Below are 22,312 nucleotides of genomic sequence, written 5' to 3'. Positions count from 1 at the left end.
GGTCGCGCCAGAGGCTGCACATGGTAGCCCCCGGGGCGCGCCCTTGCCAGCGTGCTCGGGCGTCCGTTGCTTCTAGCCCTGCGCAAACAACTCGCTGATCACCCGGCGCAACCACACACTGCGTGGCGCCTGCTGGAAGCGTGCGTGCCAGAACTGCTTGAGGTCGTAGCAGGGGATCTCTACCGGCGGCTCGACGATCTGCACGTTCACGGTATCCAGGTACAGGTTGGCCACGGTGCGCGGCAGTACCACCACCAGGTCGGACTGCTCGATGATCGAGGGCACGCTCATGTAGTGCGAGGTCTCGAGCACGATGTTGCGCTTGATCCCCGCTTCGTTCAGGTGCGCCTCGAACATCTCCTGGCGGCGGCAGCCGACGCGCACCTGCAGGTGCTCCATGCGGGCGAAATCCTCGAGCGCCAGGCGCTCGCGGGCCAGTGGGTGACCGCGGCGCAGCATGCAGGTGAGGTCGTGGGAGAACAGCCGTTGCTGGTAGATGTTGGGGGCCGTGAGGTCGGGGAAATAACCGAGCACGGCATCGACCTTGCCGTCATGCAGGCTGTCGGTGAGCGCATCGGGCGCCAGGCTGAGCGTGCGCAGGCGAACGCGTGGCGCGAGCTGGCGCAGCTTCTGGAACAACGGCGGCAGGAACACCACCTCGCCGATCTCGCTCAGGCATAACACGAACTCGTCTTCGGCGATGGCGGGGTCGAAGGTCGGGCTGCTGAGGATGTCACGGTCGATGATTTCGATGACTTCGCGGGTGCGCTCGATGATGCCCTGGGCTCGTGGCGTGGCCTCCATGCCGGCACCGGAGCGGATGAACAGCGGATCCTGCAGCGAATGGCGCAGACGGGCGAGGGCGGCGCTGGCGGCGGGCTGGCTGATGCCCAGCTGTTTCGCCGCAGCGGTGACGTTGCCGGTTTCGTAGACGGCCAGCAGGACGCGTAGCAGATTGAGGTCGGTGCGCATCTCTATAATCAAATCAAATAGTGCGAATAAAGAGAATTAGCTTCTGCGATTAAGCGCCGGTTGCGAGGATGAGTCCAGACAAAAATAAAACCAAGGGACTCCACCCATGATCAACCTGCACGATATCCGCTACGTGCGCCTGGGGACCGCCAACCTGGACGACGCACGCCGCTACGCGACGCAGATCCTCGGTTTGCAGGTGGCCCGCGAGGCCAACGGTGCGGTGTATTTTCGCTCCGACAGCCGCGATCACACCCTGTGCTACTACGAGGGCGACCCGCGTGAAACCACCACCGCCTTCGAGGTCACCAGCAGCGATGAGCTGGAGCACGCTGCCGTGCTGCTCGAGCGCAATGCCTTCAAGGTGGTGCATGGCTCGCGTGAAGACGCCGAGGTGCGCCACGTCAACGAGCTGATCCGCTTCAAGGACCACAGCGGCAACAACATCGAACTGGTGCTGCGCCCCCATGCCAGCTGGCCGGCTGAAGCGCCTCCCGCGCACTCCTGGTCCCTGATCGAACACCAGCGCCCGCTTCCTGACAGAAGCGGCGTCGGGCGCGGCTTGCCTGCGCCCGGTGTTCGGCGCTGCACATAACAACAAGAAACGAGGAACACACAGTATGTCTTGCAAACGGTCTTCTTCCGTTCCCGGGCTGATCGCCCTGGCGCTGGCCCCCCCTGACCACCCAGGCCGCCGGCCTGATCGAGGATTCACGCGCGCGCCTGGAAATGCGCAACATCTACTTTAACCAGGACAATCGCAGCGGCAGCGCCAACCCGTCCAAGCAGGAGGAGTGGGGCCAGGGCTTTCTGTTCGACTTCACTTCCGGCTACACCGAGGGCGCCGTCGGTGTCGGTGTCGATGCCCTGGGCATGCTTGGCATCCGTCTGGATTCGGGCAAGGGCACCCACTACAACCCGCAGAGTACCAATCGCGGTGGCCTGGCGTTTCCCACCGACAGCGATGGTCGTGCGGTCGATGAGTTCAGCACCCTGGGCGTGACCGGCAAGCTGCGCGTTGCCAAGACCGAGGCGCGGCTCGGCACGTTGCGTCCGAAGATGCCGGTGCTGACGCTCAACGACGGTCGCCTGTTGCCGGAAACCTTCGAAGGCCTGCAGATCACCTCGCGCGACCTGGACAACTTCACCTTCACCGGCGGGCAGATCCAGCGGGTCAAGAGCCGCAACTCGTCGAGCAACGAAGGCATGGCGATCGCCGGGGCGGGCGGGCCGTTGGGCAAGCGCAGCAATGCGTTCAACTTCTTCGGCGTCGACTACGCCGTGAGCCGCGACCTGACCTTGCAGTACTACTACGGCGAGCTTGAGGACTTCTACCGCCAGCACTTTGTCGGCCTGGTGCACCAACTGGCATTGCCGGTGGGCAGCCTCAAGACCGACCTGCGCTACTTCGACAGTGGGCCGTCGGGGCGCAACGGCAGTGTGGCCGGGCGCGCCGAGGGCTATCGCAGTGCCGGTTTCGGCAATAACGGCAAAGTCGACAACCAGGCGTTCGCCGGGTTGTTCACCTACAGCCTCGGCGGTCATGGATTCAGCCTGGGTTACCAGCAACTCGAAGGCGACAGCGATTTCCCCTTCGTCAACCAGGGCGATGGCTCGGCCACCTACCTGATCACCGACCGCCAGACCGGCGCGCGTTTCCAGAAAGCCGGGGAGCGGACCTGGGTGGCGCAGCACACCTACAACTTCGCCGCTGTCGGCATTCCGGGCCTGACGACGCTGCTGGCCTACCAGCGCGGCGACAACATCAAGTCGGCGCAGGGCGACCAGCATGAATGGGAACGCAATTTCTGGGTGACCTATGCCGTGCAGGGCGAGACCTTCAAGGGCCTGTCGTTCTCCTGGCGCAACGCCAGCTTGCGCAGCACCTACGCCAACCAGCGTGACCTGGACGAGAACCGTCTCTACATCACCTACAGCTTGCCGTTGTTCTGAAGCACAGCCGACCGCTTCGCGGCCCCATCGCAGCAAGCCCGCGCCTGTGAGGGCGGGTTTGCCTGCAAGGGGCCGGCACCGTCAACCCCTACCATCGACTTCGAGACTCCCCATGACCCACTGGCTCGGCAACCTGGGCATCAAGCTCAAACTGGCGCTGGGCTTTGCCCTGGTGCTGGCCCTCACTGTGGTCCTCGCGCTGCAGAGCGGGTCCAGCCTGGGCAAGTTGATCGGCAGCAGCGATCACCTGGAAGACATCGCGCAACAGACCAACCTGCTGGCCTTGAATGCCGCCATCGAGGCGGCACGGGCAGGGGAGGCGGGGCGTGGTTTTGCCGTGGTGGCCGACGAGGTGCGCAGCCTCGCCCAGCGTACACAGCAGTCCACCGAGGAAATCGAAGCGCTGTTCGAGGACCTGCGCAGTGGTGCCGAACAGGCGGCTACGATCATGGATGCCGGGCGTGGCTTGACCGAGCGCAGTGTCGAGCTTACGCGTCAGGCCGGGGTGGCGCTGGGCAGCATCACCCAGGCGGTGTCGAGCATTCAGGGGATGAACCAGCAGATTGCTGCTGCCGCCGAACAGCAGAGCCTGGTGGCCGAGGAGATCAGCCAGCAATGTGCTGGGTGTGCGCCAGGTGTGTGAGCAGACGGCAGCGGCCAGTGAAGAAACAGCGGCCTCGAGCGCCGAGCTGGCGCGGTTGGGGGAGCAGTTGCAGGAGATGGTCGAGCGGTTCGTGGTGTGATTGCGGGTAAGCCGCGCCCCCCCACCTTAGCTGTGGTCAACGCCGGCAAGGGCGATGGTCGTCCGGGCCTCAGGCGCAGCACGGCAGGAGGGCCAGCGGAACCCTGGCATGATGCACTTCGCTGCCCGAGCATTCACGCGCGATCACCGCCAGTGCTACAGTCGCTTCTTTTTTGCCCCGAGGATGGAACATGCGAGCACTACTGCCGATGGCTGCAGCCCTGATGTTGATTGGCTGCGCTTCGTCGACCATGGAGGCCGCGCGCAACGGCAAGCCGAGCGCGCGCCTCGACTCGCAGAAAGCGCCGGAGCTGGTGGCCCAGTGCATCCAGTTCAGTTGGCAGGAAGAGTCGCGCTTCGGCGTTGACGCCAGTGGTTACCTGGAAACGCGCAAGGGCGGTGGCTTGACGGTGTACACCCGCGAGGCGGAGTCCTTCGTTGACGTCTACCCGCAGGCCGGCGGGACCCGGGTCGATTACTACGCCCGCAAGAACGACATGGTTGCACTGCAGCGCAAGGCTGCGGCGGCGACCTGCCTGTGAGTCAGCGTGGCATGTAGCGCAACTGCCAACGCCGTGGAATCTTCCACGAGACCACGGCAAGCAGCAGGGCGGTCAGCGCGCTGGCCAGCAGTGCCGCACGCTCGAAGCGCTGTTCCAGCAACACCCCCAACACCGCCCCGATGAACATGCCGCTCCAGGGCACCAGTTGCACGCGCCACCCGAGCCGTTGTTGACCCAACAGGGTGCGGCCCAAGCCGCGACCGAAACGCGACAGCGCGCCGGTGACGTAGGTCAGCCCGATCGGCAGGCCGTTCACTTCCTCGACCACCGCATTGATCATGCCCATCGCGGTCACCGCCGCCAGTAGCGCGAGCAGTTGCATGGGCTCTGGCAGCATGCCGGCGACCGCCAGCAGCAGGGCGATCACACCCAGCAACGGCCAGTGGCGCCGACCGCTTCTGGCGGCAACGACCACCCCCAGTGCGTTGCCCAGCACGAACGCCGCGATCACCAGCGCCAGGCGCAGCACCGGCCCCAGATCGGCGCTGCCCAGCGAGGCCGCCAGGCGCGTCGTGTTGCCGCTCATGAACGAAACGAAATCGCCGGTGGCCATGAAACCGATGGCATCGGTCATGCCGGCGAGTACCGACAAGGCGGCAACGAAGTACAACCCCACCGTGCCGCGGCGCTGTACCCGCTGTTGACGCTGGCTGTCGAGTGACGCAGTTCCCGGTAGCATCGCAGCTCTCTCCCTGAATCAGCCCAACCGCCCCTCGGCTTGCAGGGTCAGCTTGTGGTGTTCGCGCAATGCCTGGAAGCGGAAGGCAAAGCTGTTTTCAACCATGGGGCGGTTCCTGGAAGCGGGCCGGAAGCGCGAGTATACCCGAGCCGTAAACTACAGGTTGACGGGCAAATGCGGTTTTTTCTCATCCGGGTACTCCTCGCATCTTTCATAAATTGATATGTTATTACATGAAATTTAGGAGCGTCGTTGATGAAGCTTTCCCCCGCCCGGCTCTGCCTGGGTTTTTCCCTGTCTGTGTTCGGCCTGCCCGGCAGTGCTGCCGAACCTGTAATACTCGAGGCCCTGACCGTCAGCGACAGTCATCTGCAGGAGCGCGCGGACGGCCCGGTGCAGGGCTACCGCGCCACCCGCTCGAGCACCGCGACGCGCACCGATACCGATGTGCGCGACACGCCGCAGAGCATCGCCGTGGTGCCCAGCCAGGTGCTTGAAGACCTCAACAGCACGCGCATCGACCGTGCCCTGGACTTTGCCGGTGGCGTCACCCGGCAGAACAACTTCGGTGGCTTGACCTTCCTCAACTACAGCGTGCGCGGTTTCACCACCGGTGAGTTGTACAAGAACGGCTTTGCCATCAACCGCGGCAGCTACAGTGCACCGGACACCTCGACCATCGAGCGCATCGAAGTGCTCAAGGGCCCGGCCGCCAGCCTCTACGGGCGCGGTGATCCGGGCGGCCTGGTCAATATCGTCAGCAAGCGTCCGCAGGAAGAGGCGTTCACGCGCCTGAAGGCCAGCGCCGGGACCTGGGATCGCTACCGCGGCAGCCTGGACGTCAACACGCCGCTGGACGAGGAGGGGCGCCTGCTGTCGCGCATCAACCTGGCAGTGGAGGACAACGGCAGCTTCCGTGATCACGTCGACAGCCGCCGACAGATCGTCAGCCCCTCGCTTATCTGGCAACTCGACCCTGACACGCGCCTGTTGCTGGATGCCGAGTTCTCGCGCACCGAATCGGTGTTCGACCGGGGCATTCCTGCGGTCAACAATCAGTTGGGTTCAGTGAAGCGCTCGACCTTTCTCGGCGAGCCCAACGACGGCCACATTCGCAACGACAACCAGACCCTTGATCTGGCCCTGGAACGTCACCTGAACGACAACTGGAAACTGCGCCTGGCCAACCACTACACCCAGGGCCATCTGCGCGGCAACAGTTCGGAGCCGTCGCGGGTAGTCGGCCAGACGATCAGCCGTTTCTACCGCGAACGCAATTTCGAGTGGAACGACAACATCACCCAGGCCGAACTGCACGGGCAGTTCGATTTTCTCGGCTGGCAGCACCAGAGCCTGATCGGCCTGGAGTACGAGAACTACCGCAACAGCCAGAAATACCCACAGAGCGCCACGTCGCTCGGCTACGGGCTGGACATCTACCAGCCGGTCTACGGGCAGCCCAAGCCGCCGCTGATCAACCCCAACGACTTCTTCGAACGCACCGAAAGCCAGGCCCTCAACCTGCAAGATCAGATCATCTTCGACGAGCGTTGGCGTGGCCTGCTCGGTGTGCGCCTGGAGCGGGTCGAGCAGACCGCGCTGAACCGCGCCACCGGGGTAAGCAACAGCCAGGTCAAGGAAGTCGCAACACCGCGTGTGGGGCTGTTGTATCAATGGACGCCCGAAGTTGGGGTGTTCGCCAATGCCTCCACCTCGTTCAAACCCAACGCCATCGGCACCCAGGGCCAGGTGTACAAGCCTGAGAAAGGGCTGGGGTATGAGACAGGGCTGAAGCTCGACCTGTTCGACAGTCGGCTGGGTGCGACTGTCGCGTTGTTCAGCATCGACAAGGAAAACGTCGTCACCACCGATGCCTTCGGTGAAAGCATCGCTGCTGGCAAGGCGCGCAGCCAGGGGCTGGACGTGCAGTTCAGCGGGCAGCTCACCGAGGCCGTGCGGGTGATCGGTGCCTATGCCTACATCGATGCCGAGGTCACCAAGGGCGATGCAGCACTGCCCAAGGGCAGCGACCTGTTGGGCATTCCACGGCACAGCGGCAGCCTGATGGTGGTGCACGAGTTCCAGAATGGCTGGCTGCGGGGCTCGGATGTCGGCGCCTCGGCCAACTACGTGGGCGAGCGTTCCGGGCAGGCGGGTGGCGACCTGCGCTTGCCGGCGTACAGCACGCTGGACTTGCTGGCGCACTACAAGGCCAGCGAGCAGTTGAGTTTCGGGGTGAACCTGAACAACGTCTTCGACCGCAAGTACTACGAACGCGGCTACAACGCGGCGTGGAACATGCCGGGCGAGCCGCGCAACCTGAGTGTGAGCATGAGTTTGTCGCTGTGACCTGAGGGACCGCACAGCGGTCCCAACCTCATCAACCTTGACGCATCCACTCCGGGCAGCGGTCCTCGAACGAATGCCCGGTCGGCACCAGCTGCTCGTCCTCGATCTCATCGAAACACCCCAGCAGCAACGCCACCGTTGGCGCATCGTCAATTGCCCCGATCGAACTGCCGCAGCACCGGCAGAACGCTCGACTGGAATAATCCGAAGAGCGCCAGGTGTCGGGTGCTCCGCCAGCACCCACCCAGCGCACCCGCGCACGATCGAATTCCACCCAGCTCGCCACCAGTGCCCCGGTATGCTGCTGACACCAGCGGCACGAGCAGTGGTGGGGATTGCCCGCTGGCCCCTCGGCCTCGAAGCGGATCGCGCCGCACAGGCAGCCGCCCTTGTAGGTCTTCATGCTGACGCTCTCTCCTTGAATGACAGGTTGTCGGCCTGCACCCTGGCCGGTTAACGTGGCGGTTTTCCGCACAGGGAAGTGTCCATGAATCCGTCACTGGAACTCAACCGCGCCAATTGGGACGAGCGGGCGCCGTTGCACGCCGCCTCGCCGGGCTATGAAGTCGAATGCTTCGTGCAGTCTGCCACGCATCTTTCGGAAGTCGTGCGCTTCGACCTGCCGCGCCTGGGCAATATCCAAGGCCTCAAGACCTTGCACCTGCAATGCCATATCGGCACCGACACCTTGTCGCTCGCGCGCCTGGGCGCGCAGGTCAGCGGGCTGGATTTTTCGCTGGCATCGCTGGCGCAGGCGCGGTTGCTGGCCGAGCGCTGTGGCGTGGAGATCGACTATGTCGAGGCGGACGTCTACCGCGCCAGCGAGGTGCTGCCCAAGGCGAGCTATGACTTGATCTACACCGGGATCGGCGCCCTGTGCTGGCTGCCGGACATCCAGCGCTGGGCGCAGAACGTCGCGGCGTTGCTCAAGCCGGGAGGGCGGCTGTTCCTGCGTGAGGGCCATCCGATGCTGTGGACGCTCGACGAAACCCACGCCGATCGCCTGCAGGTCGACTTTCCGTACTTCGAGCACGAGGCGCCGGTCATCTTCCACAGCGACCAGACCTACGTCGAAAGCGAGCATCGCCTGGCGCAGACCGAGACCCATTCCTGGAACCGCGGCCTCGGTGAAATCATCACGGCGCTGCTTGAGCAGGGCATGCAACTGACCGCCCTGGTCGAGCACCGGAGCATCCCGTGGGAGGCGTTGCCTGGGCAGATGCTCAAGGGCGAAGACGGCGAGTGGCGCCTGGCCGAGCGGCCCGAGCGCCTGCCGTTGAGCTACACGCTGCAGGCGCGCAAGGGCTGATCAGGAAAGGAAGCCGCCGTCGACATTGAGCGCCGTGCCGGTGGTATAGCTCGACGCGTCGCTGGCCAGGTACAGCACCGCGCCGGCCATCTCGCTCGGGTCGGCCACGCGCTTGAGCGGGATTTGCTGCAGGGCGGCGTTGAGGATGGCGTCGTTCTTCACCAGCGCCGAGGCGAACTTGGTGTCGGTCAGGCCCGGCAGCAGGGCATTGCAGCGGATGCCGAATTGCGCGCACTCCTTGGCGAAGACCTTGGTCATGTTGATCACCGCAGCCTTGGTCACCGAGTAGATGCCCTGGAACAAGCCTGGTGTCACGCCATTGATCGACGCCACGTTGATGATGCTGCCACCGCCGTGCTCGCGCATCAGCTTGCCGGCTTCGACCGACATGAAGAAGTAGCCGCGGATGTTCACGTCGACAGTCTTCTGGAAGGCACTGACGTCGGTGTCCAGCACGTTGCAGAACTGCGGGTTGGTGGCGGCATTGTTGACCAGGATATCCAGGCGTCCGAACTGCTCGCGGATGCCGGCGAACACCTGCTGGATCTGCTCCAGCTCACCGATATGGCAGGCCACCGGCGTAGCCTTGCCGCCGGCTGCGATGATGGCGTCGGCGACCTGCTGGCAGCCGTCGAGCTTGCGGCTGGAGACGATCACATGGGCCCCTTGCTGGGCCAGCAGGTGGGCGATGGCTTCGCCGATGCCGCGGCTGGCGCCGGAAACGAAGGCGATCTTGCCGTCAAGGTCGAACAGTTGGGTCTTGGACATGCTGGATTTCCTTGTTGTCGCCGGTTACAGGGTGGATTTGCCGATCAGTTGCAGGCTCATCTGCTCCAGCAGCCGGTTCATGTGGATGAACTGGGCGAAGCGCTTGTCCTGCGTCTGGCCGTGGAAGAAGCGGTAGTAGATCTGCTGCACGATCCCGGCCAGGCGGAACAGGCCGTAGCAGTAGTAGAAGTCGAAGTTGTCGATGCGAATGCCGGCTCGCTCGGCGTAGTAGTCGACGAACTGGCGGCGAGTCAGCATGCCCGGGGCGTTGCTCGGCTGGCGGCGCATCAGTTGCACCGGTGCCGGGTCGTCGGCCTCGATCCAGTAGGCCAGGCTGTTGCCCAGGTCCATCAGCGGGTCACCGATGGTCGCCATCTCCCAGTCCAGTACGCCGATGATGCGCATGGGGTTGCTGGCATCGAGGATGACGTTGTCGAAGCGGTAGTCGTTGTGCACGATGCCCGGGCGCGGGTGGTCGGCGGGCATCTTCTTGCGCAGCCAGGCGATCACCTGTTCCCAGCGCGGCGCATCCGGGGTCAGGGCTTTTTCGTAGCGGCTCGACCAACCTTCGATCTGGCGCTGCACATAGCCTTCGGGCTTGCCCAGGTCAGCCAGGCCGCAGGCGTTGTAGTCGACCTGGTGCAGTTCCACCAGGCGGTCGATGAAGCTCTTGCACAGCGCCTCGGTGCGGCCGGCGTCGAGGTTCAGTTCGGGCGGCAGGTCCGAGCGCAGGATGATGCCCTCGACCCGCTCCATCACGTAGAACTCACCGCCGATCAGCGATTCGTCGGTGCAGTGCACATAGGCCTTGGGGCAGAACGGGAAACCGTCGTTGAGCTGGTTGAGGATGCGGAACTCGCGGCCCATGTCATGGGCCGACTTGGCCTTGTGCCCGAAGGGCGGGCGACGCAGCACGAACTCGCGTTCGGGATAGGCGACCAGGTACGTGAGGTTGGAGGCGCCGCCGGGGAACTGGCTGATGCTCGGAGTGCCTGCGAGGCCCGGGATATGCGCCTTGAGGTAAGGGTCGATGATGGCTGCATCGAGTTCTTCGCCGGGGCGGACCTGGGTGGACTGGTCGGTGAGCGTCATGCGTTTTCCTTATTCTCGGTCGCAAGGATCATTGGCTAATCTAATGGCCAACCTGGGTTGGGACAAGCGTGCCAGACGTCATATCGACGCGGGTGTTGCCGGTCGATCACTGCCCCTGATGAATGGCGGATGCAGGCTGCGGGCAAAAAAAAACCGAAGCCGGTCAGGCCTCGGTTTTCTTCATGCGCGTGTTCGCATCACTCAGGACGGGAACAGCTCGCTCAGCTTCATCGACAGCATCATGTCGCCTTCGACGCGCAGCTTGCCGCCCATGAAGGCCTGCATGCCATCGGTCTCGCCACTGACGATGCCTTTGAGGGTTTCGCTGTCCAGAACCAGGGTGCAGTTGGCGTCAGGGTTCTCGCCTTCCTGGATCTCGCAGGTGCCGTCCTTGACGAGCAGGGCGTAGTGCTTGTCTTCGTCGGTGATGTTGAAGCCGAACACCAGGTCCAGGCCGGCGGCGGCGGCAGGGTTGAACTTGGCTTTCATCGCTTCGACTGCTTTAGCTACGTCGCTCATGGTGTATTCCTTGTTGGGTGAAAGTCGCGTGCACGGGGCACAACAGGCCGTGCTCATCGATAGGTGAGAAGCTCCGGCATCCGCAACAGCTGCACGTGGGCCTGGCTGTTGAAGGAGGTCAATGCCACGTCGCGGCCACGGAACTTCAGTTGGCTGAGCGACGTGTTGATGATCTGCCAGTTCAGCGCGAACGCCTGGGCTGGGGTGATTCCGGTGACCTGGTGGAGCAGGGCGGCGATGCTGCCGCCGGAGGTGAAGATGGCAATGTTGTCGCGGCTTGACGCTTGCGCCAGCACGCGTTGCAGGCCGGCATCAACGCGCGCGGTGAACGCGGCCCAGGTCTCCAGGCCATCGTGAGCCTCGTGCTCGCCGTCATGCCAGCGCTGCACCATCAGCGCGAACAGGCGCTGGAACTCGCTGCGATTCTGCGCAGCATTGCGCAGCACGTGCAGCGCTTCGGGCTCGTGCGGCAGCAGGGCAGGAAGCAGGGCGCGGATCACACCGTCGGCATCGAACTCGTTGAAGGCTGCGTCGGTCTCTATGGCCGGGATCGCGTAGCCAGCAGCGGCCATTGCGTCGAGTGTCAGTCGTGCGGTGTCCTGCTGGCGCCGCAGGTCGCCGGCCAGGCAGCGGTCCAGGCGCATGTCCAGTTGGGCCAGGTGCTCCCCCAATGCCTGACTCTGGCGCACACCCAGCGGCGACAGGACATCGTAGTCGTCGGCGCCGAAGGAGGCTTGGCCATGTCGGATCAGGTAGATATTGCCCACTGGAATGTCCGGCCGGGATGGAGGTTGCTGCGAGGTTAGGATGCGCCAGAGAGGCTGTCAATGAAAAAACATACAAGCGTTTGAAAAGGTTGTTTGAACTGTGTTGCCAGCATTTTCCCATGCTGGCGGCAGCCCAGGCGCACCGGTATGCTTGCATCAGTTACGCGTCGTGCAGGCGCAGGTCTATTAAGGAGTCAATGTGGAGTTTCTTGCCGAATACGCAAGCTTTCTCGCCAAAACCGCCACTGTGGTGATCGCCATCCTGGTCATCCTTTCCGGTATCGCCAACCTGCGTGGCAAGGGTCGACGCAAACCCGGCGGGCAATTGCAGGTTACCCGGCTGAATACCTTCTACAAGGAGCTGCGCGAGCGCCTGGAAGCCGGTCTGCTCGACAAGGCCGAGCTCAAGGCCCTGCGCAAGCAGCAGGCCAAGATGGAAAAACAGAAGAAGAAAGGCAAGGCCAAGCCCGAGGAAAAGGGTCGGGTCTTCGTGCTGGACTTCGACGGCGACATCAAGGCCTCCGCCACCGAGAGCCTGCGTAACGAAATCACCGCGCTGCTCACCCTCGCCACCCCACGTGACGAAGTGGTGCTGCGCCTCGAGAGCGGTGGCGGGCTGGTGCACAGCTACGGCCTGGCCGCCTCGCAGTTGGCGCGTATCCGCCAGGCCGGCATTCCGCTGACCGTGTGCATCGACAAGGTCGCGGCCAGCGGCGGCTACATGATGGCCTGTATCGGCGAGAAGATCGTCAGTGCGCCGTTCGCTGTGCTTGGCTCGATCGGCGTGGTCGCGCAGTTGCCCAACGTCAACCGCCTGCTGAAAAAGCACGACGTTGACTTCGAAGTCTTCACGGCCGGCGAATACAAGCGCACCGTGACCGTATTTGGCGAGAACACCGAGAAAGGCCGGGAGAAGTTTCAGGAAGACCTGGATATCACCCACCAGCTGTTCAAGGACTTCGTCGCCCGCTACCGTCCGCAACTGCATATCGACGAAGTCGCCACCGGTGAAGTGTGGCTGGGCATTGCCGCACTCAACCGCAAGCTGGTGGACGAGCTGCGCACCAGTGACGAGTACCTGAGTGATCGCGCCAATGACGCCAATCTGTTCCACGTCCGCTATGCCGAGCGTAAATCCCTGCAGGAGCGCATCGGCGTGGCCGCCAGCGGTGCCGTGGAGAACACTTTGGTAGGGCTCTGGAGCAAGCTTGGCCGCTTGCGCTAACACCTTGAACCCCTTGAAGATTTTTTTCTTCAAGGGGGTTGCAAGGTGAGGGGAATGCCGACATAATGGCGTCCATCGAAACGCAGCTCACTTGAAAAAGTCGAGCGGTTTCAAGGAGATAGCGAAAGCTGACTCCGAACTTTGAGGCCGAGTAGCAAAGTGGTTATGCTCCGGATTGCAAATCCGTCTACGCCGGTTCGATTCCGACCTCGGCCTCCACCATTCGAAAGCCCCGCAGATTAACGTCTGCGGGGTTTTTCTTTGGGCGCAGAAAATCCGGATCGTTTCCGCATATTTAGGCGTCGTTTCCGCATCACCCCTCTACTTGGTCGGGCTGACCACCTCGCCGACGCGGCGATAAACGCGCTTGGTGATTTCCTCCTTGGAGTGCCCAAGCAGCCGACTGGCGTGGCTGATGTCCTCAATCTCCGACGCCGCCTTCGGTCGGATATCGCGGAACTGGAACTGCCGAACTTTGATGGCCAGGTCTGTATTTCCATCGGCAATCAGCTTGCGCGCAGCCCTGTCCCGCGCTTCGCTGAAGCGGTTCCTCAGCATTTCCCAGCTCATGCGCAGGCCTGAGTCGTTGGTGATGAGGCGTGAGTTGCGCACACCCTGCAGCTTTCGCCGCTCCAGAAGCGCCTCGATGAACAGGCCAAGGCCGGTGAGCTCACCGTTGACGTGCCGCCGGATGCGCAGCTTCTTGTCGGTCTTGTTCTGATCGACCCACAGGTAGTCCTCGTCCAAGTCGACGGTGCTGAACTTCAGGGTGTCTGCTGGGCGCTGCCCTGCCAGGTAGGCCAGGTCCATGGCATCTTTGAGGCCCTGGTCGCCTTCGGCATACACCGCATCCCAGATTTCGTCGGCCGCGTAGAAGTCGCGCACCTTCTCCTTGTTGCGGCGAACTGCCAGGCATGGGTTGCGCTCTGCAAATCCCCATTCCATAGCCATGGTGAAGACATGGGATAGAAGGGCGATCTCCCGGTTTGCCCGGGTCTTCGCGCTGCGGGCGTCCCGGTACTGGGCGATGACAGGCGGGCTGATCGCCTCAATGGGGGCGTCAGTGAACGCCTTGCGCAGGCGCTCCAGCTCGTACTTGTTGTCCTTTTGCGTGCGTGGGGACTTGCCCGGGATGATGTCCCGCTCGTAACGGTCAAACAGCTCGCCCATCGTCGCCATCACTTTCGGCTTCGCCCTATGCTCCAGGCGGGCCCATTCCAACTTGGCCTCAGCTAGGTCAGTCCCCAGCGGTACTTCCTGCCGCTTCCCTTCAGCATCCCTCCCGTCGTAGTAGTAGCCAACCCACAGCTTGCCGCTTTTCAGCTTGCGGACCCGCCGCAGCATTCTGGGCGGCAGGTCCTTGTTCGATGCCTTCCTGTTGCGCATCCTTTACCCCACGCGCGATAAGTCCAATGTCCAGGTTTCAGTTGTTGCATTCGTCGCGTTTGGCTTCACACCGGCCATCTTGAGCCTGGCGTATACCCGTCCGACAATGGGCCGCCTGGCTCGGGTGAGCGTGTACTGCCAGCCGTTGTTGGCCAGCCAGGCGATTTGTTTGCTCGGGATCTGGTAGCCGGTGATGCGGATCACCTCTTCCTCGTCGAGAAACTCGCTTGCATGTTCCATGGGATGGTCTCCACGCCGCCGGTGGCGGCAGGTTTGTGGTCAGTCGCAGCTGCTGGAGCTGGATCCGCTGTCGCTGGAACTGCTGCTGTCGCTCGACGAAAAGCTGCTGCCGCTGTCGTAGCTGCTGTAGTCCCGGCTGGTACACGAACTGCTCGAGCGAGCCGGTTCGTAGCTGTCCGCCAGATGTATGGGATGCATAGGGCTGACTGGGCTCATGGGGTTGAGCGGGTCGAGCATCGGATCTTGCCGGCCAGATGCGGGGCTGTGGCCGCGGGCATACCCGGTCGGGGCGAGCGCGGCGCGTTGCGCTGGCTTCTTCTTGCGCTTTAACAGGCGGGCCAAGAAATTGAACATGAGTCTCTCCATGCCCGCAGTCGGCGGGCTTGAGTAGTTGGGGGAGGGGTTAGGCTGCCTGCTTGCGCTTGGGAGGGGTCGGTGGATAGCCGAAATGCCTCCGGACGCGGCCGGTGTATCCGCATTCTCGGCAGCCGGCCGACTGATGGGCGTTGTAGCCATAGCTGCAGCTTGAGCAGTCGCAGCTGCAGCCTGAGCACTCCATCGAGAAAACCCCAATCACCTCGACTTCGCCTTCTCTGCTGATGGAGTAGTTGTAGCGACGATCCAGGCGGAACCCGGTGATCTTTTCGGCCTCCTCGTAGGTGGACGGAACTACGCGGAATCCCCACTTGGCAGCGGGGTCATCGACAGTGCGGGTTAGCTTTCTCATCGCGGCCCCCGATAGATCAGGCAGGCCATGTAGGCGAGGTCGATCATAGAAGGTGTCCTCCGGCTTCGAGCAGGCTGTCGCGGTCCTCTCGCAGACGATTGAGCTCCTTGCGCAGCGCTGCAGTTTCAGCGATGAGAGCCAGCACCGCCGCCGGTGTCGCCTGAGTGGCGAACTCCAGCCAGGCCACTTCTGCAGGGCTGTAGCTTCGGTCTTCGGTCCACGCTTGGCAGGGAATGTACTCGCCGGCTGCAATGCACGCCTCGGCCAGGGTTTTCAGGTTTGGCAGGTGTTCGCTCATGGCATCAGCTCCGTCGGCACCTGGACGAACTCGCCCAGCTTGTGGCGCACGAATCCTCGGCAGAACGCGACCAGGGCGGTGGGGCCGTAGCACCAGATCCCGGCACAAGCCGGACCACCGCTGTAGGAGACGTCAACGGTAAGCGCTGGATTGTGCTGGGCGCCGCCACGATACTTGTCCAGCAGCGGGCCTCCCTGGCTCCAGTTCCAGCTTGGCCTCCAGGCGCTGGTGTCATCTGGCAACTTTCGCACCCATCCTTGGTGATCGATGAAGACCGGCACCGATTCAGCCTTTGCCACAGCCCAGTCGAGCGCCGCCCCGGCCAGGCTGGATACCCTCACTTCGATCAGGTCGGTCATTGCTCAACTCCAGGAGCCTCAGGCAGGGGCTGCCAATGGGTGACCTCATCACCGGAGCCTGGCGAAACAAGAGGCTCCCAGTACTGCTCGAAGTCGGCGTGGGTTTCGAGCGAATGCCAGCCACTAAATGGCGTGCCGTCCTCGGGATCGTCCGGTTCGGGGTCTTCCCTGTGGAGCAGCTTTTCGTTCAGCCACTCGGCAGCGAAGACGTAGGTCTTGCCGTTGTGCGCTCGCTTGACCGCGACAATGAAGGTCGTGTCGGTGTCTGCGTCCGTCGCGGGCAGCCTGTCGCTGCACTTGATCCATTCGCTCACAGCTGATACCTCTCATCAATCCAGCGCCCCTGGGCGCGTGCGGGTGTAGGTCCGTTGTCTTCTTGCTCGTGCGGGGAGAGCTGGCGCTGGTTGCCGGCGTTCTCGCGGAACAGCTTGCGGCAGGCCTCGGACTTGCCGAGATCGTTGATCAGGCACTTCTCCGGTTCAGGCGGAGCCAGCATCCAGTTGGGCAGGCAGGCCATGCCGCTGTCGGACTGCCAGCAGGTGACGGCGCGCGTCTTGTCTTCCTTTACTTCCAGGTGGCCTGGTTGCTCGATGCAGCCGCCCAGGGTAGCCAGCAGCAGGAGGCAGATGGCGAGGCGGGTCATGGCTTGGCCCCAGCGATGGCGGCGATGAGCACGTCTTCTTTCGTGATGGTGTGGGTGGCCATCTTCTCGATAGTGAAGAAGTTGGGCTGGCAGAACTTTCGGGCCCAAGTCTGCAGCGGCTCCAGCGCCTGCCCGAGAGCTGCTGTCGCCTCGTCGTCGAGGTCAGGATAGTTGTCGACCCATTCCCCCGCGTCGCTTCCGGCGGCCGCCTCGAACATGTGGTTGAGCAGGTCATCAGCATCGGGGAGGAACCCGGCAGGGTCGGCCTTGCAGACGGTGCCAGTGTGTACGGTGTCACCCACTTTGAGGCCGTTACCCCGGCCTGGGCCGAAGCTTGTGCCATCCGCCTCGCTGCCGAAGTTGTCGCGGATTAGAGCGGTAAGGTTCGGGTAGTCCCACGATCCGTCATCGCCATTCACTGACCAGGCTTCCTCGGCCTTCCGCCTCGCCCAGCTGACGCAAGGGCCATCCTCTGTATCGAAGATCCCGAGCAGGAACCATTCAGGCCCGGGGCATTCAGGCTCCCAGCCTAGGCAGTGGCACTCGCCGTCGTCATAGGGGTGGTGATCGCTGATATCCGAGTCCATGTGCCACTGCTTCAGTTCCAAGCCCTGCTGCACGAGCCAGGCGTTGAAGGCGGCATAGTCTTCGTCAAAGTCAGGCTCGTCGGGGTGACTCCACCAGCCGTCTTGATCGCGCTCGACGGCCACACGTTGGATCAGCTTGATTTCTTCAGGCATGACGATTCCTTGGCCGCCATATCGCGGCAGTGAATAGAGGGGAGAGGGGTTACAGCTGGAGTGTTTCCGGGTACGTTCAGCCTTTTCAGGAGGACACCCGGTGATAGTTCATGGAATTGAGTACGCTTTTTGCCGAGCCTCAAGCGTCACCGAAGGGCACGATGGTTTGGGCCTTGAGTGCTCGCGCGGCGACCAAATCATCTTCGAGATTTTCCGAAACGATGAGACGCTCAAGTTTGAAGTGACGCTATTCGAACGTGATGTCCCTTTGGAGCTGCTCGAGTACGCCGTGCCTGCCGCTCGCGAGCTGCTCGGTGACTTCATGCCCTACGTTCCGGGGTGATCGGTGTTGCTGGATCGGTTTTCTGTGGGCATGGGATACCTCGTCGCGTATGATGCGACCAGTTAAAGGAAGGGACGAAAATGTTAAACGACTACGGGAAAAGTCTATTCAAGCCCTGGTGTTCCGTGCAAAACGTGGTGCTATTTCTGGCTTTCCTATTCGTCACAGGATTAGCAATAAGAACTTATGGACTAAATAGCTCTGAGATAGCCAGTTGGGTGCAAGCATTCGGCTCTATTTTAGCAATCATCGTTGCCGCATATTTCCCTATCCTGCATTCTAAGAAAGCGCTAGAAAGCAGGCAGAAATCGCTTGCAGAGATACTTCGAGTTTTATCTGATGATGCAGTTGAATCGCTTCATTTGTTGAGCGGAGCATTTTATTGCCCTGTACGCGAAAGACGAGAAATGATGCGGTACGAAACTTTTCATCGTAACCGTGATTGGCAGGCCTTGATTGACCAGCTGTCACAAATACCCGTTGCCGAGCTAACTCCCCAGTTAGCTAAAGACCTCAGTTATCTCAAGGATGCCGTCGGCTTCGGGGCCCATGTAGCATCGAAGATACCTGAATGGATGAAATCAGGTGGGCACTCCGAACCTGATGTTGTCCGTGTGCTACGGGCCAAGCGCGATCTTGTCGGACTAATAAGATCTCGTCTGCCGGTTCCGCAGGGGGTCAAGTCACCGGACGTTACTCCAGGGCAAATGAGGTCGCAAGTGTACGAAACGAATAAACCCCCACTTGAGCCGATTGCATTCGATGACGCTGAAATTTACAGAAGGTACTACTGGAAGGACTTCCGGTCAGCGATGCCTGATCGTATTTATATTCATGGGATTTATCCATATTTTAATAATTTCGGACCAAGTCTACTTGAGCTTCCGCCTATGAGTGGAGGCTTTAAGGAAATCGAAGAGTACGTCTGCTCTTATTGTCGTGTGCTTCATGAGGAGCATTTAGAGTCTGAGCTAATACGTATTTCAGAGGACGCGCTCTGATTAATCGCCGCAGAAGCAGTCGATGTCTTCGGCCTGGTAATCGAAGTCGAAGTCGGTTTGTCTTGCGCGCTGATCTGCTGACCAGGCCAATGCTCGGTAGTTGGGGCGATCTTGTCGGAACACCTGGCCAAAACGTTCTTCGGTGCCAGACCACCAGATCACCCTGGATGGGTCTTCTTGGATGGTCCTGATCAGCTTCGCCTCGTTCTTCTTCCAGCACAGGTCGCAATTGCCGTAGTCCGAATCCATGCCCAGGTCGAAAGGCTGGTCGGCCCAGAAAGCTGCTACGTCATCCTTGATGATACCGGCGACGTAGGATGGGCACACGTTGTCCCAGCGTGCATTGCCTCGCTCATTGGCTGTCATCATCCGGCTGTAGCGGCGGGGCTCGTCGTAGCGGATGCCGACGATGCAATCCCACTCGTCATAGCCCAAGGCCCGCATGTGCTTCTCGCCGATCTTCACCTTCAGGTATGCGGTGCACATGTTGTTGCTGAAGTTCGGCAGCACGGCCGGCAAGTTCTTTTCTACCTTTCGGTAGGCCTGGCAATACTCGAGCATCATCGTGAACGGTTCGCCGTTGCGGCTGGCCGTCTCGAAGTCGACGATCTTGTACCAGGGTGCGTCGTCCGGCTGGCCGTACACCCGGCACCACTCCATCCAGACGATGTTGACGCCCCAGTGCTTGGCCATGGCGTCGATGAAGACCAGCGTCTCCTCGCGCTCCTTGCCGGTGTTTTTAAAGAACGCGTGCACATCTGCCGGTAGCTTGCCGCCGTGGGCCTCCAGAATTTTCCAGAGCATGTGTCCGCTAGTGCGGCCACCACTGACACCGATCTGCGCGGGCCCAGTGATCTGATAGGGGTTCATGGCAATCTCCATTGCAGACGCCGCTCTCGCCGGGGTGGCGTGTTTCGTTGAAGTGGGATTTGGGTATCGGGGGGGGGCAGCCCAGCGGGTTCAGGCGACTGTCAGCTTCGAGGCTGCTGCAGCTGGTCAATAAATGATGGCTATTTGCTGTATCATCCTACGCAAAAAAAGGGGGCGCTATGGAATTGTTTGAAAAATTCGAGTTGAGCACGCAAGGGATTAGTTATGACGGGAACCGCCTAAGTAACGACAATAAATATCAGGCTAGTGTCGGTTCAAAGGCGGAGCCTTTGTATATTCATACGGATTCCGATACTGATTGGGCTGGTCTTTCACCATCAATTGCTGGTGTGGTTGTTGCACTTATTGCTGCATGGTTAACTATGAGGGTTCAGAAGACTCAAATTAAAGCAAATTTGAGTAACTTTCGAAGTCAGTGGATGACTGATTTGAGGGTGTGTGCGTCTGAATACTTAATAGTAATGCTTGATATGGCTGTAAAGACGCAAAAGGATCCGAATTTTCGCACCTCGAAAGCGCACTATGAAGGGTATCTAAAGCTAATGGCTTTGGGGGCGAAGTTCGATTTGCTGTTAACGGGTGAGGAAGAGGATTCCAAAATTTTAAGAAATACGGAAAATGAGACTTCAAAAATAATTTTGGCTATGAATTCTGGTGATGACGCGCAGCCGGCAATTAAAAGTATCAATAATTTTAAAGATTTGCTCAGAATCAAGCTTCATGACACTTGGTGTGAGATTAAAAAAGATGTTGGTGAAATTACTTAGGAAGGATCATTGGATCCGGATTAACGTGCCGAAGTCGACTCGGTGTGCCCGTTCTGGTCTATCCAGAGCCGATCTTCTGGCACCACGGCGGGATATAGTAGACCTTCGTTCGCGGTGATGTTACCGAAAGTCTTCAACGTTCTCTCCAGGGCAGGCGCCGCCCTCGCCGGGTAGGCGGTAAATTAGGCGTAGGTCAAGAGGCGGTGACGGTGCCGCCGAAGGTTTAGGAGGAGCATTTGGAGATGGTCAGCAAGATCGATAGAAATGGGGTTTGCGAGTTATGCCTTGAACATGGCGAGTTGCAGGATAGCCATTTGCTGCCCAAATCGGCATATAAATATGCGGCGTCTCAGGACCCACAATATGGGCGCTCACCCGTGAAAATTGACGTCGGAGCTGGCTCCGCAAACTTCGGTGATACGCAGATCAGGATCCATCTGCTATGTCTAGCGTGCGAACAAAGGCTAAGCAGACTAGGAGAAACCCCTGTCTCCCGCCTCTGGAACAAGCACGGCGTATTTCCACTTCGTGATCAGCTCTTGGCAACTCAACCGGTTGCCAGTGACGAGCGTATATCCATTTTCAGTCCCGGCTCGCTCGCACCCTCTGACCTGTTTGCTCTCGAGTTCACGGCTTTCAGCATCTTCTGGAGGGCACATGTGTGGAGATGGGCTAGGGGAGGTGATCCTTATCGTAAAGCGCTTGGCGCTGAATACTCGGAAAAGATCCGTAGTTATCTACTCGGAGGCGATCGGCCGTTGGGTGCTTTCTTTTTTATCGAGGTGGACTCAGGCGATCTGGGTGGCATGTTCAGCCTGCCTGTATCTAAGAAAGTACAAGGCGGAAGGGCGCATATATTCAATTTGCTGGGTATTCGCTTCACCCTTCTTCTTGGGCGACATATCGGGAAAAACTTGATAACCGCGCATACGCTCATGGGGGCAAGTACCGTGCTGACGTTGGAAGACTTTAGTAAAGGCCGGTACTTTCTTGACCTAGCGAAGGTCGTCCAAACCAAGGTCACCGCTCGGGGCCGTCTCGCAGGACTGGAGGCCAGGGAGGATCTAGAGCCTTCCTGATTGATACCTCCATGCACGCGCTGCGCGCGGTCGCTGTCTGCGGCATGGTGGCAATTTGGTTTGGGATGGGGTATTACGGGTGACCGGCATGGGACCGGGTCAAGGAGCGTGTATGCAGCTTGGAATCGATCGTCCTCGTGCGAAGTTCATCACTATCAAAGGTGGGAAGGGTGACGGAAAGCAAGTGCTTGCTCATCCTGTGTGGGGAGAGCCGAAAGATCCAATCCCGGTTGCCATGAAAGTCTTCGTCAATACGGATTCGGGCGAAAAATGGATTGACGATATCAAGGGACCCTTCGATAGCCTGGAACAGGCAGAGAGCATGGCCGTTGAGAGCGCAGCGGATTGGTATGAACGCGGCAACGGTTAAAAGGCTGGACTGATGACCTCGTCGCCCGGATCCTGCTGAATCATAAGCATGCTCTTCATATCGAAGGCCAGGGCCAAGCGCGGCGATATGCTGATTTCATGACGCGGCGGGGTGAGAAACTTCGCCGCGTGCAGTCGGCCTAGGGCGTGAATGCCGTGGATCAGTGCCTCGATCATCTGGCTGTAGGTGGCGTCAGCCCACCCGCATATCGCTCGCAGGTGCTGCCCGGTTCGCTTCCTGGCTGACAGCCGCAGCGACTCAGTCCGCGCCACAACTCGGTGACCTTCGATTTCGTGGCGCGCAATCCTGAACAGCGCGTGATGCCCGAGCGCCTCGACGTGATGAATCATCAGCATCATCGCCTCGCCCTGTTCCTCGATCCCGGCCCACTCCATCAGCTCCAGCAGGGCCTGCTTAGTCCCTGGTCGAACCTTCAAGCGCAGGTCTTCTTCCTGCAGGCGCTCGGCCTTGGCGCGGCGCTTCTCGTCGCGGTCCTTCTGAGACATCGCCATACGGCACCTCCTTCAATC

28 protein-coding genes, 1 tRNA gene and 1 pseudogene are annotated in these 22,312 nt (G+C 60.9%); 13 read left to right on the top strand and 17 right to left on the bottom strand.

The window, feature by feature from the left end; translation table 11 throughout:
* Window positions 1-72: 72 nt before the first annotated feature.
* Window positions 73-972 carry a LysR family transcriptional regulator gene (locus HU748_RS24330; RefSeq protein ID WP_186668883.1) on the bottom strand — a complete coding sequence of 300 codons (900 nt, stop codon included), beginning with the start codon at window positions 970-972 and terminating at the stop codon, window positions 73-75.
* 106 nt (window positions 973-1,078) lie between these two features.
* On the opposite strand from HU748_RS24330, the gene HU748_RS24325 reads away from it, so the two are divergent.
* The 4 genes and pseudogenes from HU748_RS24325 (at window position 1,079) to HU748_RS24310 (ending at window position 4,209) form a co-directional block, all read left to right on the top strand.
* The gene (locus tag HU748_RS24325; RefSeq protein ID WP_238343451.1) at window positions 1,079-1,567 is read left to right on the top strand and encodes a VOC family protein; all 489 of its coding nucleotides are present in this window, start codon (window positions 1,079-1,081) and stop codon (window positions 1,565-1,567) included.
* An 83-nt stretch (window positions 1,568-1,650) separates the two neighbouring features.
* Window positions 1,651-2,925: an OprD family porin gene (locus HU748_RS24320; RefSeq protein WP_272979760.1), complete on the top strand. Its 1,275-nt coding sequence runs from the start codon at window positions 1,651-1,653 to the stop codon at window positions 2,923-2,925.
* 247 nt (window positions 2,926-3,172) lie between these two features.
* Window positions 3,173-3,668 (top strand): annotated as a pseudogene (locus HU748_RS24315) (methyl-accepting chemotaxis protein); the annotation flags it as partial.
* A gap of 190 nt (window positions 3,669-3,858) precedes the next feature.
* Entirely contained in the window at window positions 3,859-4,209 is a 351-nt protein-coding gene (locus tag HU748_RS24310; RefSeq protein ID WP_186722287.1) for a hypothetical protein, read from the top strand.
* A 1-nt stretch (window position 4,210) separates the two neighbouring features.
* Here HU748_RS24310 and HU748_RS24305 read toward each other — a convergent pair whose 3' ends face one another.
* The gene (locus tag HU748_RS24305; RefSeq protein ID WP_186722285.1) at window positions 4,211-4,909 is read right to left on the bottom strand and encodes a YoaK family protein; all 699 of its coding nucleotides are present in this window, start codon (window positions 4,907-4,909) and stop codon (window positions 4,211-4,213) included.
* Between the two features lie 255 nt (window positions 4,910-5,164).
* On the opposite strand from HU748_RS24305, the gene HU748_RS24300 reads away from it, so the two are divergent.
* Window positions 5,165-7,258, top strand: a complete 2,094-nt coding sequence (locus HU748_RS24300) for a TonB-dependent receptor (RefSeq protein ID WP_186668886.1) — start codon at window positions 5,165-5,167, stop codon at window positions 7,256-7,258.
* A 31-nt stretch (window positions 7,259-7,289) separates the two neighbouring features.
* On the opposite strand, the gene HU748_RS24295 is transcribed toward HU748_RS24300, so the two are convergent.
* Complete coding sequence (locus HU748_RS24295; protein WP_186668887.1) at window positions 7,290-7,661, bottom strand: GFA family protein; 372 nt, start codon at window positions 7,659-7,661, stop codon at window positions 7,290-7,292.
* Window positions 7,662-7,745: 84 nt separating this feature from the next.
* On the opposite strand from HU748_RS24295, the gene HU748_RS24290 reads away from it, so the two are divergent.
* Entirely contained in the window at window positions 7,746-8,567 is an 822-nt protein-coding gene (locus HU748_RS24290) for a class I SAM-dependent methyltransferase (RefSeq protein WP_186722283.1), read from the top strand.
* Here HU748_RS24290 and HU748_RS24285 read toward each other — a convergent pair whose 3' ends face one another.
* The 4 genes from HU748_RS24285 to HU748_RS24270 all read right to left on the bottom strand — a co-directional run bounded on the left by HU748_RS24285 (window position 8,568) and on the right by HU748_RS24270 (window position 11,713).
* A complete protein-coding gene (locus tag HU748_RS24285; protein ID WP_186668889.1) occupies window positions 8,568-9,335 on the bottom strand; it encodes an SDR family oxidoreductase in 768 nt (255 codons plus the stop codon). It lies immediately after the preceding gene.
* Window positions 9,336-9,359: 24 nt separating this feature from the next.
* Window positions 9,360-10,427 (bottom strand): phosphotransferase family protein, encoded by a 1,068-nt coding sequence (locus HU748_RS24280; protein WP_186722281.1) that lies wholly within the window; start codon window positions 10,425-10,427, stop codon window positions 9,360-9,362.
* A gap of 201 nt (window positions 10,428-10,628) precedes the next feature.
* Complete coding sequence (locus HU748_RS24275; RefSeq protein ID WP_027920549.1) at window positions 10,629-10,946, bottom strand: SCP2 sterol-binding domain-containing protein; 318 nt, start codon at window positions 10,944-10,946, stop codon at window positions 10,629-10,631.
* Window positions 10,947-10,999: 53 nt separating this feature from the next.
* Window positions 11,000-11,713 (bottom strand): histidine phosphatase family protein, encoded by a 714-nt coding sequence (locus tag HU748_RS24270; RefSeq protein WP_186722279.1) that lies wholly within the window; start codon window positions 11,711-11,713, stop codon window positions 11,000-11,002.
* 199 nt (window positions 11,714-11,912) lie between these two features.
* On the opposite strand from HU748_RS24270, the gene sohB reads away from it, so the two are divergent.
* Together sohB and HU748_RS24260 are read left to right on the top strand one after the other, a co-directional pair.
* A complete protein-coding gene (sohB, locus tag HU748_RS24265) occupies window positions 11,913-12,938 on the top strand; it encodes a protease SohB (protein ID WP_186668894.1) in 1,026 nt (341 codons plus the stop codon).
* Window positions 12,939-13,083: 145 nt separating this feature from the next.
* A tRNA-Cys gene (locus HU748_RS24260) sits at window positions 13,084-13,157 on the top strand.
* 102 nt (window positions 13,158-13,259) lie between these two features.
* On the opposite strand, the gene HU748_RS24255 is transcribed toward HU748_RS24260, so the two are convergent.
* The 8 genes from HU748_RS24255 to HU748_RS26760 form a co-directional block, all read right to left on the bottom strand.
* On the bottom strand, window positions 13,260-14,324 hold the full coding sequence (locus HU748_RS24255; protein ID WP_186722277.1) for an integrase: 1,065 nt from the start codon (window positions 14,322-14,324) through the stop codon (window positions 13,260-13,262).
* Between the two features lie 3 nt (window positions 14,325-14,327).
* Complete coding sequence (locus tag HU748_RS24250) at window positions 14,328-14,564, bottom strand: DUF4224 domain-containing protein (RefSeq protein ID WP_065863443.1); 237 nt, start codon at window positions 14,562-14,564, stop codon at window positions 14,328-14,330.
* A gap of 39 nt (window positions 14,565-14,603) precedes the next feature.
* Window positions 14,604-14,918 (bottom strand): hypothetical protein, encoded by a 315-nt coding sequence (locus HU748_RS24245; protein WP_186722275.1) that lies wholly within the window; start codon window positions 14,916-14,918, stop codon window positions 14,604-14,606.
* A 416-nt stretch (window positions 14,919-15,334) separates the two neighbouring features.
* Window positions 15,335-15,589 carry a hypothetical protein gene (locus tag HU748_RS24240; protein WP_186722273.1) on the bottom strand — a complete coding sequence of 85 codons (255 nt, stop codon included), beginning with the start codon at window positions 15,587-15,589 and terminating at the stop codon, window positions 15,335-15,337.
* Window positions 15,586-15,948: a phage protein NinX family protein gene (locus HU748_RS24235; protein ID WP_186722271.1), complete on the bottom strand. Its 363-nt coding sequence runs from the start codon at window positions 15,946-15,948 to the stop codon at window positions 15,586-15,588. The genes HU748_RS24240 and HU748_RS24235 overlap by 4 nt, the downstream gene beginning before the upstream one ends.
* Window positions 15,945-16,262, bottom strand: a complete 318-nt coding sequence (locus HU748_RS24230; RefSeq protein WP_186722268.1) for a DUF551 domain-containing protein — start codon at window positions 16,260-16,262, stop codon at window positions 15,945-15,947. The genes HU748_RS24235 and HU748_RS24230 overlap by 4 nt, the downstream gene beginning before the upstream one ends.
* Window positions 16,259-16,591, bottom strand: coding sequence for a hypothetical protein (locus HU748_RS24225; RefSeq protein ID WP_186722266.1), 333 nt, complete (start codon window positions 16,589-16,591; stop codon window positions 16,259-16,261). Before HU748_RS24225 ends, HU748_RS24230 begins: the two co-directional genes overlap by 4 nt.
* Window positions 16,588-17,331 carry a hypothetical protein gene (locus HU748_RS26760; protein WP_346655485.1) on the bottom strand — a complete coding sequence of 248 codons (744 nt, stop codon included), beginning with the start codon at window positions 17,329-17,331 and terminating at the stop codon, window positions 16,588-16,590. Before HU748_RS26760 ends, HU748_RS24225 begins: the two co-directional genes overlap by 4 nt.
* A 100-nt stretch (window positions 17,332-17,431) precedes the next feature.
* Here HU748_RS26760 and HU748_RS24215 point away from each other — a divergent pair, with 100 nt between their 5' ends.
* Both HU748_RS24215 and HU748_RS24210 read left to right on the top strand, forming a co-directional pair.
* Window positions 17,432-17,674: a hypothetical protein gene (locus HU748_RS24215; RefSeq protein ID WP_186722264.1), complete on the top strand. Its 243-nt coding sequence runs from the start codon at window positions 17,432-17,434 to the stop codon at window positions 17,672-17,674.
* 80 nt (window positions 17,675-17,754) lie between these two features.
* The gene (locus HU748_RS24210; RefSeq protein ID WP_186722262.1) at window positions 17,755-18,675 is read left to right on the top strand and encodes a hypothetical protein; all 921 of its coding nucleotides are present in this window, start codon (window positions 17,755-17,757) and stop codon (window positions 18,673-18,675) included.
* On the opposite strand, the gene HU748_RS24205 is transcribed toward HU748_RS24210, so the two are convergent.
* Window positions 18,676-19,557, bottom strand: a complete 882-nt coding sequence (locus HU748_RS24205) for a hypothetical protein (protein WP_238343450.1) — start codon at window positions 19,555-19,557, stop codon at window positions 18,676-18,678.
* Between the two features lie 167 nt (window positions 19,558-19,724).
* Between HU748_RS24205 and HU748_RS24200 the strand changes: the two genes are divergently transcribed.
* From HU748_RS24200 to HU748_RS24190, 3 genes are all read left to right on the top strand, one after another.
* Complete coding sequence (locus tag HU748_RS24200) at window positions 19,725-20,333, top strand: hypothetical protein (protein ID WP_186722260.1); 609 nt, start codon at window positions 19,725-19,727, stop codon at window positions 20,331-20,333.
* A gap of 242 nt (window positions 20,334-20,575) precedes the next feature.
* Window positions 20,576-21,412: a hypothetical protein gene (locus tag HU748_RS24195; protein ID WP_186722258.1), complete on the top strand. Its 837-nt coding sequence runs from the start codon at window positions 20,576-20,578 to the stop codon at window positions 21,410-21,412.
* A gap of 112 nt (window positions 21,413-21,524) precedes the next feature.
* Window positions 21,525-21,782, top strand: coding sequence for a hypothetical protein (locus HU748_RS24190; protein WP_186722256.1), 258 nt, complete (start codon window positions 21,525-21,527; stop codon window positions 21,780-21,782).
* Here the strand turns inward: HU748_RS24190 and HU748_RS24185 are convergent.
* Window positions 21,779-22,294, bottom strand: a complete 516-nt coding sequence (locus HU748_RS24185) for a hypothetical protein (protein ID WP_186722254.1) — start codon at window positions 22,292-22,294, stop codon at window positions 21,779-21,781. The genes HU748_RS24190 and HU748_RS24185 overlap by 4 nt on opposite strands.
* Between the last annotated feature and the right edge of the window lie 18 nt (window positions 22,295-22,312).

The sequence above is a fragment of the Pseudomonas sp. RW3S2 genome (genome assembly GCF_014268955.1).
Taxonomy (GTDB): domain Bacteria; phylum Pseudomonadota; class Gammaproteobacteria; order Pseudomonadales; family Pseudomonadaceae; genus Aquipseudomonas; species Aquipseudomonas wayambapalatensis.
This window is presented reverse-complemented; position numbering and strand designations above follow the sequence as displayed.

Bases quoted from the DNA above. Each gene is read 5' to 3' on its own strand.
- HU748_RS24330 (WP_186668883.1), bottom strand. From the start codon at position 972: ATGCGCACCGACCTCAATCTGCTACGCGTCCTGCTGGCCGTCTACGAA.
- HU748_RS24325 (WP_238343451.1), top strand. From the start codon at position 1,079: ATGATCAACCTGCACGATATCCGCTACGTGCGCCTGGGGACCGCCAAC.
- HU748_RS24310 (WP_186722287.1), top strand. From the start codon at position 3,859: ATGCGAGCACTACTGCCGATGGCTGCAGCCCTGATGTTGATTGGCTGC.
- HU748_RS24305 (WP_186722285.1), bottom strand. From the start codon at position 4,909: ATGCTACCGGGAACTGCGTCACTCGACAGCCAGCGTCAACAGCGGGTA.
- HU748_RS24300 (WP_186668886.1), top strand. From the start codon at position 5,165: ATGAAGCTTTCCCCCGCCCGGCTCTGCCTGGGTTTTTCCCTGTCTGTG.
- HU748_RS24295 (WP_186668887.1), bottom strand. From the start codon at position 7,661: ATGAAGACCTACAAGGGCGGCTGCCTGTGCGGCGCGATCCGCTTCGAG.
- HU748_RS24290 (WP_186722283.1), top strand. From the start codon at position 7,746: ATGAATCCGTCACTGGAACTCAACCGCGCCAATTGGGACGAGCGGGCG.
- HU748_RS24285 (WP_186668889.1), bottom strand. From the start codon at position 9,335: ATGTCCAAGACCCAACTGTTCGACCTTGACGGCAAGATCGCCTTCGTT.
- HU748_RS24280 (WP_186722281.1), bottom strand. From the start codon at position 10,427: ATGACGCTCACCGACCAGTCCACCCAGGTCCGCCCCGGCGAAGAACTC.
- HU748_RS24275 (WP_027920549.1), bottom strand. From the start codon at position 10,946: ATGAGCGACGTAGCTAAAGCAGTCGAAGCGATGAAAGCCAAGTTCAAC.
- HU748_RS24255 (WP_186722277.1), bottom strand. From the start codon at position 14,324: ATGCGCAACAGGAAGGCATCGAACAAGGACCTGCCGCCCAGAATGCTG.
- HU748_RS24250 (WP_065863443.1), bottom strand. From the start codon at position 14,564: ATGGAACATGCAAGCGAGTTTCTCGACGAGGAAGAGGTGATCCGCATC.
- HU748_RS24245 (WP_186722275.1), bottom strand. From the start codon at position 14,918: ATGTTCAATTTCTTGGCCCGCCTGTTAAAGCGCAAGAAGAAGCCAGCG.
- HU748_RS24240 (WP_186722273.1), bottom strand. From the start codon at position 15,589: ATGAGCGAACACCTGCCAAACCTGAAAACCCTGGCCGAGGCGTGCATT.
- HU748_RS24235 (WP_186722271.1), bottom strand. From the start codon at position 15,948: ATGACCGACCTGATCGAAGTGAGGGTATCCAGCCTGGCCGGGGCGGCG.
- HU748_RS24225 (WP_186722266.1), bottom strand. From the start codon at position 16,591: ATGACCCGCCTCGCCATCTGCCTCCTGCTGCTGGCTACCCTGGGCGGC.
- HU748_RS26760 (WP_346655485.1), bottom strand. From the start codon at position 17,331: ATGCCTGAAGAAATCAAGCTGATCCAACGTGTGGCCGTCGAGCGCGAT.
- HU748_RS24210 (WP_186722262.1), top strand. From the start codon at position 17,755: ATGTTAAACGACTACGGGAAAAGTCTATTCAAGCCCTGGTGTTCCGTG.
- HU748_RS24205 (WP_238343450.1), bottom strand. From the start codon at position 19,557: ATGGAGATTGCCATGAACCCCTATCAGATCACTGGGCCCGCGCAGATC.
- HU748_RS24200 (WP_186722260.1), top strand. From the start codon at position 19,725: ATGGAATTGTTTGAAAAATTCGAGTTGAGCACGCAAGGGATTAGTTAT.
- HU748_RS24195 (WP_186722258.1), top strand. From the start codon at position 20,576: ATGGTCAGCAAGATCGATAGAAATGGGGTTTGCGAGTTATGCCTTGAA.
- HU748_RS24190 (WP_186722256.1), top strand. From the start codon at position 21,525: ATGCAGCTTGGAATCGATCGTCCTCGTGCGAAGTTCATCACTATCAAA.
- HU748_RS24185 (WP_186722254.1), bottom strand. From the start codon at position 22,294: ATGGCGATGTCTCAGAAGGACCGCGACGAGAAGCGCCGCGCCAAGGCC.